At 59.8% G+C, this 11790-nt stretch carries 11 protein-coding genes and 1 tRNA gene; 5 read left to right on the forward strand and 7 right to left on the reverse strand.

Annotated features, from left to right (window positions below; translation table 11 throughout):
• Positions 1-352: 352 nt before the first annotated feature.
• Positions 353-997, reverse strand: coding sequence for an imidazoleglycerol-phosphate dehydratase HisB (gene hisB, locus NW862_RS04760; RefSeq protein ID WP_414348100.1), 645 nt, complete (start codon positions 995-997; stop codon positions 353-355).
• Positions 998-1305: 308 nt separating this feature from the next.
• On the opposite strand from hisB, the gene NW862_RS04765 reads away from it, so the two are divergent.
• The 4 genes from NW862_RS04765 (at position 1306) to NW862_RS04780 (ending at position 5888) form a co-directional block, all read left to right on the forward strand.
• Positions 1306-2715, forward strand: a complete 1410-nt coding sequence (locus NW862_RS04765; protein WP_414334634.1) for a RecQ family ATP-dependent DNA helicase — start codon at positions 1306-1308, stop codon at positions 2713-2715.
• 114 nt (positions 2716-2829) lie between these two features.
• On the forward strand, positions 2830-4623 hold the full coding sequence (locus NW862_RS04770; protein WP_414334632.1) for a glycoside hydrolase family 3 N-terminal domain-containing protein: 1794 nt from the start codon (positions 2830-2832) through the stop codon (positions 4621-4623).
• A 92-nt stretch (positions 4624-4715) separates the two neighbouring features.
• Positions 4716-5207, forward strand: a complete 492-nt coding sequence (locus tag NW862_RS04775) for a c-type cytochrome (protein WP_414334630.1) — start codon at positions 4716-4718, stop codon at positions 5205-5207.
• 9 nt (positions 5208-5216) lie between these two features.
• Positions 5217-5888, forward strand: a complete 672-nt coding sequence (locus NW862_RS04780; protein WP_414334628.1) for a diacylglycerol/polyprenol kinase family protein — start codon at positions 5217-5219, stop codon at positions 5886-5888.
• 51 nt (positions 5889-5939) lie between these two features.
• On the opposite strand, the gene NW862_RS04785 is transcribed toward NW862_RS04780, so the two are convergent.
• Positions 5940-6299, reverse strand: coding sequence for a hypothetical protein (locus tag NW862_RS04785; RefSeq protein WP_414334626.1), 360 nt, complete (start codon positions 6297-6299; stop codon positions 5940-5942).
• A 177-nt stretch (positions 6300-6476) separates the two neighbouring features.
• Positions 6477-6734 (reverse strand): helix-turn-helix domain-containing protein, encoded by a 258-nt coding sequence (locus NW862_RS04790; protein WP_414334625.1) that lies wholly within the window; start codon positions 6732-6734, stop codon positions 6477-6479.
• A gap of 346 nt (positions 6735-7080) precedes the next feature.
• Here NW862_RS04790 and NW862_RS04795 point away from each other — a divergent pair, with 346 nt between their 5' ends.
• On the forward strand, positions 7081-8154 hold the full coding sequence (locus NW862_RS04795) for an RpoD/SigA family RNA polymerase sigma factor (RefSeq protein WP_414334645.1): 1074 nt from the start codon (positions 7081-7083) through the stop codon (positions 8152-8154).
• Between the two features lie 250 nt (positions 8155-8404).
• Here NW862_RS04795 and NW862_RS04800 read toward each other — a convergent pair.
• The 4 genes from NW862_RS04800 to NW862_RS04815 all read right to left on the reverse strand — a co-directional run bounded on the left by NW862_RS04800 (position 8405) and on the right by NW862_RS04815 (position 11790).
• Positions 8405-8477: transfer RNA gene (locus NW862_RS04800), tRNA-Phe, on the reverse strand.
• A 59-nt stretch (positions 8478-8536) separates the two neighbouring features.
• Positions 8537-9190 (reverse strand): Crp/Fnr family transcriptional regulator, encoded by a 654-nt coding sequence (locus NW862_RS04805; protein ID WP_414337388.1) that lies wholly within the window; start codon positions 9188-9190, stop codon positions 8537-8539.
• A 360-nt stretch (positions 9191-9550) separates the two neighbouring features.
• Positions 9551-11167, reverse strand: a complete 1617-nt coding sequence (locus NW862_RS04810; protein WP_414334623.1) for an AAA family ATPase — start codon at positions 11165-11167, stop codon at positions 9551-9553.
• 53 nt (positions 11168-11220) lie between these two features.
• Positions 11221-11790, reverse strand: coding sequence for a hypothetical protein (locus NW862_RS04815; RefSeq protein ID WP_414334621.1), 570 nt, complete (start codon positions 11788-11790; stop codon positions 11221-11223).

An 11790-nucleotide genomic window follows, 5' to 3' on the forward strand; every position in this document is an offset into this window, starting at 1 on the left:
TCCCCCCCTAACATGGGCCTATCAGTGGCTGGGAATCAGAACCTCCAGAGCTGGCAACTGCCGGGAAACCCTTTTTCGACTTTTGGATCCCGCCTGAGCTGGGACGCAACCCTGGAAGGATGGCTAAGTCCAGAATAAACCCAAATGGGGATCCCTGCCGGACAGACTTTGCCTCATCCAGGTCTGTGAATTGGCGCCGGCTCAGCTCTTTTGGATCTTCACCAGTGGCTGGAGATTTTGCCCAAAGCAGCCGGCGGGCGAGTGCGGCTCAGCATTCTCGACAGAACCCCATCGTCGGATGGGGCAGCACCACAAGTCCCAGGCTCAAGGTCAACAGCCCGCGCAGGCGCCGCTACAGCACCCCCTTAGAACTGGGGATCCCTTCCTGTCGGCGCGGATCCCGTTCTACGGCCATGCGCAGGGCGCGGGCAAAGGCCTTGAAACTGGCCTCGACGATGTGGTGGGCATTGAGGCCGGCTGCCTGGCGAATGTGCAGGGTCATCTGGGCATGGTTGACCACCGCCTGATAAAACTCTCGCACCAACTGGGTTTCGTAGCGGCCAATGCGCTCGGCGGTCAGCTCCAGGCCGTAGCTGAGGTGGGGTCGCCCGGAAAAGTCCAGCACCACCTGCACCAGCGCCTCATCCAAAGGCGCCCAAAAATGACCAAAACGATAAATGCCCCGCCGATCCTGCAGCGCCAGCGCCAGCGCCTGTCCCAACGTGATGCCCACGTCTTCGTTGGTGTGGTGGTCGTCGATGTGCAGATCCCCCACCGCCTTGATCTGGAGATCGATCAACCCGTGGGTGCTGAGCTGGGCCAGCATGTGATCCAAAAAGGGGATCCCGGTGTCGATCTCGTGCTGCCCTCTGCCGTCCAGGTTGAGATGGATTTGCACATCCGTTTCCCCCGTGCGACGGTGAACAGAGGCCATTCTGGGCTGGAGCAAGGGTGGGGAGTCGTTGGCATCAGCGGTGCGGAGCACATTGGCAGTCATAGTTCCAGCATCGAGCTAGGCGGGAAGTCCCAGCTCTAGAATCGCACAAGACCACCGCCCTGTTGCCACGCAATGCTACGCGACCGATACCTTGCCAAGGGCAGCAAAGAGCATTCCTTCCCGGCCAGCGACCTGGATCCCAGCCATCCCGATACGGGTTCCCTCACCCCTACCCCCTCTCCCTCTGGGAGAGGGGAACTAGAGGCAGAAAGGGGGTTCCGTGGAATTGGAAATAGCCTGTTGTTGGACAACCCCCTTTACAATCGCTGTAGATTGCTGAAGGAAATCGCGGCAAAAGGGGTTGCCGTTTGCAGGATTGGCAGCAGGTTCAATCCGCCCTCAAGCAGTACTGGGGCTACGAGGCGCTGCGCCCGCCCCAGGCTCAGGTGATCCGCGCCTTGCTGGAGAAGCGCGACGCGCTGGTGGTATTGCCGACGGGGTTTGGCAAGTCTCTTTGCTTCCAACTCACATCCCTCTTGCAAACAGGGCTGACGCTGGTGGTCTCGCCCCTGATCGCCCTGATGGAAGACCAAGTCCAGGATCTCTGGAAGCGCCGTCTGCCGGCGGCCTGTCTGCACAGCGAGCTGGATCCGGCCCTGCGCAAGCGCGTGTTGAAGGCCCTTGAGGAAAACCGACTGCGTCTGCTCTACCTGGGGCCGGAAACCCTCTTCAGCCCCCCCGTTTGGCAACGGCTGCAGCAGCCCCAGGTGCAAATCAGCAGCCTGATCGTGGATGAGGCCCATACGTTGGTGCATTGGGGGGGATCCTTCCGGCCCGACTACCGCCGTTTGGGATTGCTGCGCCCGGCTTTGGCCAAGCCCTCGTTTCCCATCGCCGCTTTTACCGCCACCGCCGATCCCCAAACCTGCACTCGCCTGGGCCACATCCTGGGGCTGCAGGATCCGGAGTGCATCCGCGCCGATCCGCTGCGGGCCAATATCTCCCTCAATGTGGCCATCGCCTGGAGCCCGGCGGATCGCCGTCGGCGGCTGTTGCGTTTTCTGGCCGAAAACCCCGGCCCGGGCCTGGTGTACGTGCGCACACGGCGGGATGGGGAGGAGCTGGCCGCGTGGCTGGGCCGCCACAACCAAGAAACCGCCACTTACCACGGCGGCCTGGAAGCGGGATCTCGCCGGCGCTTGGAGCGGGCCTGGCTGGCGGGCGAGCTGCGCTTTTTGGTTTGCACCAACGCCTTTGGCATGGGGATCAACAAGCCGGATGTGCGCTGGGTGCTGCATTTTCATCCCCCGCCCCATTTGATGGATTATTTACAAGAGGTGGGGCGGGGCGGGCGGGATGGCGGCCCCTGTCAGGCCCTGATGCTGGTCTCGGAGCCGACGGGCCTGCTGGATCCCAGCGATCGCCAGCGCCAAGCCTATTTCTATTCTCAGCAGGAGCGCCTACTGGCCCAAGCACGCCGCCTGCTGCAAACTCTGCCCCCGCAGGGATCCTATGCCGACCTGCCGCCAGGAGAAACCCGGGTGGCCCTGGGCCTGTTGCAGGAGATGGGCTGTCTGCGCTGGCCGGATCCCTTTCACTTTCAGGTGCTGCACCGCCGTTGGCAGCCGCCGCCGCGGCAGGATCCCTGGCACGAGATGGAGGCCCTGATCCACGCTCGCGGCTGTCGGTGGCAGGCGATCTTGCCCTACTTTGGCTACCCTGGGGAACACCCCGGCCTGCCCTGCGGCACCTGCGACCGCTGCCGCCAAAGGCGCTGATTGTTTTGGCAGCAGGGAAGCCAGAAGCCGGGAGAGCGGCTAGGATCATCTGCGCTTGGGTTTTCGCAAAAGATGGGGATCCCCCAGCATTGCTGACGACTTCCGGTTATGCCCATGAGTGTCTCCGGATCTCTGGCCGACGAGCTTGACCAGCCCTTGTCCCTAGCTCGACAAGTGGCGCAACTGCTGGTGGTGCCGGTCTCGGCCCGTTTGGGATCCCAGTCGCCCCCTCGAGAAGTTCTCAGGCGGCTGATCCAAGAGGTAGGGATTGGGGGCATCTGGCTGACCGAGGGCCATGTGGCAGAAGCCCTGTTGCTGGTGGAAGAGTTGCAAACCTGGGCTGCCCTGCCCCTTTTGGTGGCGGCGGAGGCCGGTCGTGGGCTGGCCCTGCAGGGGGCGACTTCTTTTCCCCACCCCCTGGGCCTGAGCCGCCTGGGATCCGAAGCCGAGCGCTGGGCGGAACAGTGGGGTTGGATCACGGCGCGGGAAGCAGCGGCCCTCGGCATCAATTGGCTGCTTAACCCGGTCGCAGAGCTGCTGGGGGAAGATCCCCTGTCTGCTTTGCAACTGGCGCGAGCCTTTGTGCGCGGATGTGAGCAAGCCGTCCCAGAGGGGATCCTGACCACGGCCAGCTCTTTCCCCGGCAAAGGGGAAGTAAGGTCGGCTGCAGCAGAGCAGGTTTCAAAGGCACCGGACATCCCCTGGTGCCCCCGTTTGAGCCTGACCCCAGCCCAGCTCCAAGAGGGGCCTTGGCTGCCGTTCCTGCTGGAGCAGGTGGGGGCGATCTTGGTTTCTCATGTGGTGCTGCCGGAGTGGGATGAGCGCTGGCCCATCACCCTGCTGCCGGGGCGGCTCACCCAGCTGCTGCGGCGGGAATGGGGGTTCGGCGGGCTGATCGTGGTGGATAGACTCGATGACGGCTTTCTGGCGGAGCTGGCCGCTGGGACGGAGCTCTCTCCCAACCGATTGGCCGTGCGGGCTTTCCAGGCCGGTGCCGACCTGATTTTGGCCCCCCCCGATCCAATGGCCTCGCTGGCAGCCGTTTTGGAAGCGGTGCAGCAGGGATCCCTCAGCGCCGTCCAACTGGCCCAATCGGTGACGCGGGTGCTGCGCGCCAAGCAGCGAGTCCTGCCTGCGGCCTCAACTCTCCTCAAACAGGTGTGGCCGGCCTTGGCGGAAACGGATTTCAGCGCTGTTGGCGGCTGGATGGGGGCCAAGGATCCCACCGACCCGGCCCTCAGCCGCGGCTCCCCCGCCGAGCACCTGAAACCCCTCTTGCTGGGGGATCCCATCCGCAAGGACTCGGCTTTGGGAAAGCTGTTCAACACGCGCGCCAACCTGCCCTCTGCTCTGCACAAAGCCGCCCAGCTGGGATCCCTCTTGGCCGAGCAGGATATTGCTCCCTGTCAAGCCGCCATGGCCCGCGGTGGGGTGGAAGGTGGCCGGCCCCTCAGACCGCCCCCAGAGCCCAGATGGTTGAACTGGATCTGGCTGGATCCCCCCCTGGACACTGCCGACCTGCAGTTGCAGTCTCCCGCTGTTCAGGTGCCGGCGGCGTTGGGCATTCTCCCTGTGGTCAGCGATGCCCTCACCCCCCTGCCTTGGCTGGAAGCTGCTTTGAACAGCGCTCCAGGGCTGGTTTTCCAAGCTTTCCTTCGCGATCCCCTGCCCAACTATGTGCTGGATTGGCTGCAACAGCATCGGGAGCGGGTGGCAGCCGTCGTCGTTTATGGTAATTTATCCTTCTACCGCCGCCTGCAGGCGCACTTTCCAGGGGCCAATCTCATCCACAGCCTGAACCGGGATCCCTGGGCCCAAGCAGAGGCGATGGAGCGGCTCTTTCCCAACCGCGCCATCCCAGAGGGAGCGCAATCTCAGACAGACCGGCAAATCATTAAGAAAAAGTAAATACCATTACAGATTATTGGCAGGGAAGGGCTCCTGAGTTATCGTGTTGGTTGAAATGTAAAAGATTGAAACGGTCTCTCTCAGCGTTGTCTGTGCATCCCTCCCTCTCAGACATCCCGCCATCCGGCAGCAGCCAGGCGTCGCCCGGCTGCTGGGCTGAGTTTGAGCAGAAGCGACTGCCCTCCTCCCAAAAGCGTTTACAACCTTTCCTCAAGTCCTTGCAGCAGTTCTTCACAGGTGTCTGGGCCCAAAAAGCTCGTTGGGGCGTCGTCCTCCTCGGCCTGGCGGTAGTCACCTGGGTTTGGTTGAGTGCCGGGGCTCGGCTGGATCCCTACACTCAAGCTGTCCTCAGCCTAGAGGGGCAGGTTGGCCGTGGTGCTTCCTTGTTTGCCCTCAACTGTGCGGCTTGCCATGGAGAAGAAGCGGATGGTCGGGTGGGGCCCAGCCTGCGGGGGGTGAGCAGCCGCCGTTCGGATCGGTTTATCATTCAGCAAGTAACCGGTGGCAAAACGCCTCCCATGCCCCAGTTCCAGCCCGATCCCCAGGAGATGGCGGATCTGCTCAGCTACTTGAAAACGCTCTGAGGCCGTTTCATGGGCCTGACCCAGCAGCTTGCTTGCTATGCTCTCTGGCTGGCCTCCGTCTTTGCTTTTGCGGAATGGCTGCGCTCCCAGCAGGTGGACGGAGAATGGGTGCGCAAGGCAATTCACATCGGCGTGGGCAATATCATTTTGCTGGCTTGGGCCTTGCAAGTGCCCCGCTGGCTGGGGGTAGGGTTCTCGCTGGTGTTTGCCGGCCTGGCGCTGCTCTCCTACCGAGTGACCCTTTTGCCCAGCTTGAATGGGGTCGGTCGGCGCAGCTTTGGCACCTGTTTCTATGCCCTCAGCATTGGCCTGCTGCTGTTTTGGTTTTGGCGGCCACAGCGACAAGTCTTCGCGGTGATCGGCATCTTGGTGATGACGTGGGCGGATGCCTTGGCCGGCTTGGTGGGCAAAACCTGGGGCAAACACCCCTATCAACTGGGATCCCTTCAAAAAAGCTGGGAGGGATCCCTGACCATGTGGGCGGTGAGTACCTTGGTGATCGCGGCGCTGCTTCTGGGGTACTTCGGCTTCTCTCCCCCTTTGCTCGCCATCAGCCTCTTGGTGGGGGGAATAACCATGGGCTTGGAGGTGTTCTCTTGGTGGGGCTTGGATAACCTGACCGTGCCTTTGGCCAGTGCCGGCCTCTGTTTTGCCCTGCTGCAGAGCCTCAACTATTTATAAACTTTACATAAACTAAATCCTGCAGTCGGGCTCGCAAGCGGTCGTCCTCTTTCAAGCCTGACGGCGTTCTTGCTCCTGCTCTTCCTGCTGCTGCCACTGCCTGAGCAACTCTTTGGCCGCCTGTGGGGTAAAGTAGTCCAGCTCCATCAACTTACGGTAGGTCAGAATTTGCCGCATCTCCAGGGGCATGTCTGCTTTTCGGTAGAAGTAGTGGATGCGGCTGATGTTTTGCTCCATCTCCGTAAACTCTTGCTCCTGCTTTTCCTGCTTAAGCACCTCATGGGGAGCAGACATGCGGTTGTAGTTAGGGATCCGCTGCCTGCCGGTGGTCTTGCCCGAGGCAGGCACACGATGGGCTCCGCTTTGCCGGTTGTTGGCCGGATCAGAAGAGTTGAAAAAGAAGGAGAGCATCCGTCAACCTCACACAAGCAGGTGAAATGGGGCCGTCTCAACAGCAAGTTAACAATATCAAGTTTAGATGAAGAAGTGAAGGCGTCGGTGATCTGGATCCCGTTGGGGCCCTGTATCTTTACTGTCTTGCTCCCCTGGGATGGTTGAGGGAAATCGGATGTAGCTTCCCCCCGACTGCTACAGATGGGATTCATCTCCGCTTAGCAGCCAAGTGACCGACACTCCCAACGCCTTGGCAAAAGCCACCAGTTCCTTGTCGATGACGCGCCGTTTTCCCTTTTCCACCTGGCCGATCTTGACGTAGTCCAACTGCACACCGTACTTGGCCAAGCGGCCCGCCAGTTGATCTTGGGTAAGTTGCAGCTTCTCCCGTACCCAGCGCACCCGCTCCCCAATCAAGTTGGCCGATGGATGGTGCCGGTCGTTCAACTCCATAGGAGCAGCAAGTTGTAAATATTCTTTATCCAGACTGAAGAGGTTCGCAGCTCGCCAATCGCCCCATGGTAGCCTGAGCTGGCAAGGTTCCCTTTTCTTTGGGATCCCAGCCGTGGAGCTGGCCAGCCCACGAACAATCTTACCTCAAGGCCTAGATCGAAAATCGCTTACTGCCTTTTGGCGGGCAATCCCTTACCCACAGAGGCTTGGCGGACGGGATCCCTGTTGTTCGAGCATTGAACCGGAAAAATCTCGGGACAAAAAAGGGTGGCATGATCGATTTTCGCTCGCACCGGAAGAAAAAACCTTTCTAGACTGGGAGGTGACGTTCTCTCCTCACTTGGCCGTGGTTTTTTCTCGTCCTCATCCTGAAGACTCTGCCTCTTTGCCTCAGGAGCTCGACGAGCTCTGGTTTGACCCTGAGTCTGCCCTTCAAGAAGTCGACCCAGAGCCGGTTGCTGGCGGCTCGCGGTTGAATGAAGATGCCGTCGATCACTACTTAAATACAATCGGTCGCGTGCCCCGCATCGACCACGCCGAAGAAATCGAGCTGTCGCGCAAGATCCAGCAAAAGCTCCTCATCGATCAAGCCCGGCAGGAGTGGCGGCAACAACGGGGCAGGGATCCCAGCGACGAGGATCTGGCTGAGGCCCTGCAGATTTCCGTATCCACCTTACGGTCCCGCATCCGACAAGGGGAACAGGCCCAGCGCAAGCTGATCAACGCTAATCTGCGTCTGGTGGTCAGCGTGGCCAAGAAATACCTCAATCGGGGGGTGCCCTTTTTGGATCTGATCCAAGAGGGCAATATCGGGTTGATTCGGGCCACCGAAAAATTCAATGCGGAACGGGGTTTTCGCTTCAGTACCTACGCCCATTGGTGGATTCGCCAGGGGATCACCCGCTGCATTGCCAACCAAGCGCGGACGATTCGCCTGCCGGTGCACATGGTCGATAAAGTACGCCTGCTCAAACGCACCAACCGCGAGCTGATGAAGCTACAGGGGCGGCGGCCCACCGAGGCGGAGCTGGCAGAGGCACTGGGCATTAAAGTCAAGAAACTGCGCATGATCCAGCAGGCTGCTGCTTTGCCCCTGTCACTGGATGTGCCGGTTGGCCAGGAAGGAGAAAGCTGCCTTGGCGATTTGCTGCAGGATGAGCGGCAAGAGCAGCCTTTCCAAGGGATCCTTGTGCAATCGATGCAGCAGGATGTGCGTTCTGCCATGCAAACCCTGAAGCCGATTGAGAGGCAAGTGCTGGAGTTGCGCTACGGGTTAGACGGGCAACAGGCGAGAACCCTGCGGGAGGTGGGGGAGCACTTTAACCTGACGCGGGAACGGATTCGTCAGATCGAGCGGGATGCCCTGCGCAAATTGCGGGTGGGATATCCTTCACGAGCTCTGGCCCAGTACATTCGCTAGCTGTCACGGCTTCGCAGACGGGTTTCCCGACCAGCTTTCTTTTTGCTCTTGGGTTGAACGCCGCAGCCCAGCGATGAAGCGGATCGTTACGTCGTTGTTGCTACGCAGCGTTGTCGCGAATGCGCCAGCGCGCGGAGCTCTATACCTAACTCCCCTCTCCCTCTGGGAGAGGGGCTGGGGGTGAGGGCCTCTGGGAGAGGGGTCGGGGGTGAGGGATGGGAGAGGGGCCAAGGGTGAGGGTAGCGTCAGATGCCAGGAACCAGACTTGAACTGGTGACACGAGGATTTTCAGTCCTCTGCTCTACCAACTGAGCTATCCCGGCTCTGGGCTTATTATCTTACAACCCTGCGAAGGCTTTCGGCAACTGGTAATACCCCCCATTCAGCCAATCAGTTTCTCCAAAGCCTCCATCTGGGGAATGCAGAGAACCTCTCGGGTGCGATCCCGGCGGATCAGCTCTTCCTGCTCCAGCTTAGACAGGACACGGGTGACCGTTTCCCGAGCCAAGCCGCTCAAGCTGCTCAGCTCCCGATGGGGCAAGTTGGGAATCTCTACGCCACCCCGGCTGACCCGGCCACGAGACTCGGCCAAGAACAGCAGGATATCGGCAACACGGGCCGTACTACTGGCCTCGCGTAACTGCAGACGACGGTTGATCTGCCGCAAACGACGCGACATGAGTTGAGCAAGGCGGATGCCGGCCTGGGCATCCGAGGCCAAAAAAGCCCGAAAGTGCTGGGCCGACAGACAACTGACTTTGGTGGCTGTTAGGGCTATGACATCGGTGGAACGGGGCGCTTCGTCCAAGGCAGCCATCTCCCCGAAGACTTCTCCTGGGCCGAGAATGGTGAGGGTGATCTCCCGGCCTTCGAGATCATGGGTGCGAATCTTGACCCACCCTTCCAGGATAAAGTAAACGGCGTTGCCCCAGTCATTTTGTAGCAAGATGGCCTGATTGGCCGGGTGGGAGCGCAACGACATTTGCCCGGCCAGAACCTCTAGCTTCTCAGGAGGGAAGCCCTCGAACAGGAGCATCAGGCGCAGGTCATCTGAAGTTACATCGCTCACCGCTGGATCCTCCTGCAAGCGGTCAATTCTGGTCGAGTTGGGTGAGAAAAGGGTGGGGGCCTTTAAAGACACGTTGACACACTTCCCAACCTCCTGCTGGCTTTGTGTAAGGCGAAATGTTCGGGTAAGCGCACCCCTGTTCCCTGCTCAACAAGAGCTGCTGCCCTCCTCTACAGCCATTGCAAATAGCGATGCAGCGGATGGTTGTGTCGATCCCCAACTCCCTTCTCCCTCTGGGAGAGGGGCCGGGGCGCGGCGGGTTCGGGAAGTGTCTTTCGGGTTGGAAATAACCTCAACCCGCAAACGGTGAAATCCACCTTGCTCATGTCAATTTTCCTGACTGGGTGCAGTTTGAGTCGAGACCCAAAGCTGCTGAAGTTGAGAGGGCCAATCTTGACTGGTATCCAGAACCCTCAAAAAAGGCCGTTCCAACTCGGAAAACTCCTCCCAGTGGGCTTGTTGCTCGGTAAGCATCTCGGCCGTGGCATCGGCAATGTCGGCAGGGCGCTGCTCAACTCCATCGATGCAGCCGGTTTGAGGAGCTTGGCTGCGGCGTTGCAGGCGCTCTCGCAAAACAGGCTCAGGGGCGTAACAGTGGAGAATGTGCAGCGGGATCCCCCGTTGTTGGGCCTGCGCAATGGCCATTCCCCGCAGCGCCTGCCGGTCGAACTTGGCATCCAGAATCACGGTGTAGCCCTCCTGGGCCAGCTCCACGCCCAACTGCACCAGGCGGCGGTAGGTTTTATCGGTCATCTCCGGGGTATAGACCGCCGGCCCCCCCCGTTGCCATAAGGGGATCCCGGCCAAATGCTTGCGCACGGCATCGGAGCGAATGTGAATGGCTCCCTGCTGACGGGCTAGGTGACGGGCCACCGTACTTTTGCCGGATCCCGACAATCCCGACATTAAGAACAACTGCCCCTGCTTGGGGAGAGTGTATTCCCAGGCCAGGCGATAGTACCGAGCAGCAGTGCGGAAGGCCGTTGCCTTGGTTTCCTCTGTTGCCGTGGGATCCTCCAGCAAAAAAGAGGTAACCTTGGCCCGCACATAAGCTTGGCGATTGAGGTAGATGGGCAGGATTTTCAGCCCTTCCCAATCTCCGGTTTCTTCCAAGTAAGTGTTCAAATAGACGTTGCCCAGATCCGGACGATAGCGGGCATCCAGATCCATCACTGCATAGGATACGTCGTACATGACATCCACAAAGCGAAAGGCTTCGTTGAACTCGATGCAATCAAAAAGTAGGATCTTCCCTTCCCAAAAACAGATGTTGCGCAGGTGCAAATCTCCGTGGCATTCGCGAATGCGGTCTTGTTCTATTCTTTGTTGGAAAAGCTCCTGCCGCTCGGCAAAAAAGCGATCGGTGTAGGCTCGGGTTTCTCGATATTGCCGAGCTGTTTGGGGGCCGCCGATGTAGCGCTGGGTTTGGGCGTAATTCTCGTCAAAGGCCTCGCGCACCCGTTCTGGCCGGCCAAAGCTGCGAATGTAATCGTTGGTCTCGGCCTGGGCATGAAACATCGCCACCACCCGCCCCAGCTCTTCCATCAAGGCCGGCGTCAGCTCTCCTCGCTCAAAGAGGTTGCTGAACAGTTGCTCTTGGGGAAATTGCCGCATTTGCAGGGCGTATTCTACAAGCTCGCCGCTGCCGCTGAACTGAAAGCGGCCATTGGTTTGAAAAATAGGCAACACCTGCAGATAAAGGCCGGGAGCGCCGCGTTGGTTCATGCGCAGCTCCTCTTGGCAAAAGTGGCGCCGCTGCTCTAGGGTGGTGAAATTCAAAAAGCCGAAATCCAGAGGCTTTTTCACCTTATAGGCATAGTCCCCCGTCAGCAGAATATAGGAAATGTGGGTTTGAATAAGCTGAATGGGATCCTGCGCCGGATGAGGGTAGAAGGCGGGATCCAGCATCGCTTGGATCAAAGGGGGCAGGTGGGCATCGGCCATGAAAAACGATAGAGATGGAAAGGTTGGGGTTAGGGATCCCGATCTTCCGCCACCTATTCCCTGAAGGGCAAGGCAGCCTCCTGAGGGGAGAGGCGGATCAGGCTGATCCCTTGCTTAATTAGGGTATCTTGAGCTGCACCGGAAAGGGCGTAGGGCCAGACCAGATACTTGGTGTTGATGTAGTCTTGTCCGCGCTTGGCCAGGTTCACCTGTTCCGAGAGCATGCGCACCTCTGGCCCGCGGCTGATGGTGGCTTCGGCCCGGCGAATGCGCTGCATCAATTGGCTGAACAGCTCCTGGGGCTGCTGCACAAACACCACAATGGCCAAGTCACAGGGGTTGTAATAGTTGCCGATGCCACAGAGGAGCAGGGCTTCACTGCAGAGAACGAGGCTTTCCTGGTCTCCCAAGGCCACCACCGGATACAGAAAGGTGCGCACATCCTCCAGTTGCCAGTGGTTAAAAGAGTGGCTATCCACCTCTCCCCGCACCCAAGAGGAGATGGCAGGAAAAACCGCTTCACTCAACAGCCGATAGGCCGTCTGGGGCCGTCCCAGCCAGCAGAGGGCATTTTCGTAGAAGCTCTCGTTCTCCAACAGGTGGGGGGTGAGAGGAGCGACCAT

The sequence above is a fragment of the Synechococcus sp. H55.8 genome (assembly GCF_047462375.1).
Taxonomy (GTDB): Bacteria; Cyanobacteriota; Cyanobacteriia; order Thermostichales; family Thermostichaceae; genus Thermostichus.

Excerpts from the sequence above, each read along its gene's own strand:
- NW862_RS04785 (WP_414334626.1), bottom strand. The coding sequence starts at position 6,299 with ATGCTCTCCTTCTTTTTCAACTCTTCTGATCCGGCCAACAACCGGCAA.
- NW862_RS04815 (WP_414334621.1), bottom strand. The coding sequence starts at position 11,790 with ATGGTCGCTCCTCTCACCCCCCACCTGTTGGAGAACGAGAGCTTCTAC.
- NW862_RS04780 (WP_414334628.1), top strand. The coding sequence starts at position 5,217 with ATGGGCCTGACCCAGCAGCTTGCTTGCTATGCTCTCTGGCTGGCCTCC.
- NW862_RS04790 (WP_414334625.1), bottom strand. The coding sequence starts at position 6,734 with ATGGAGTTGAACGACCGGCACCATCCATCGGCCAACTTGATTGGGGAG.
- NW862_RS04810 (WP_414334623.1), bottom strand. The coding sequence starts at position 11,167 with ATGGCCGATGCCCACCTGCCCCCTTTGATCCAAGCGATGCTGGATCCC.
- NW862_RS04770 (WP_414334632.1), top strand. The coding sequence starts at position 2,830 with ATGAGTGTCTCCGGATCTCTGGCCGACGAGCTTGACCAGCCCTTGTCC.
- hisB (WP_414348100.1), bottom strand. The coding sequence starts at position 997 with ATGACTGCCAATGTGCTCCGCACCGCTGATGCCAACGACTCCCCACCC.
- NW862_RS04805 (WP_414337388.1), bottom strand. The coding sequence starts at position 9,190 with ATGCTCCTGTTCGAGGGCTTCCCTCCTGAGAAGCTAGAGGTTCTGGCC.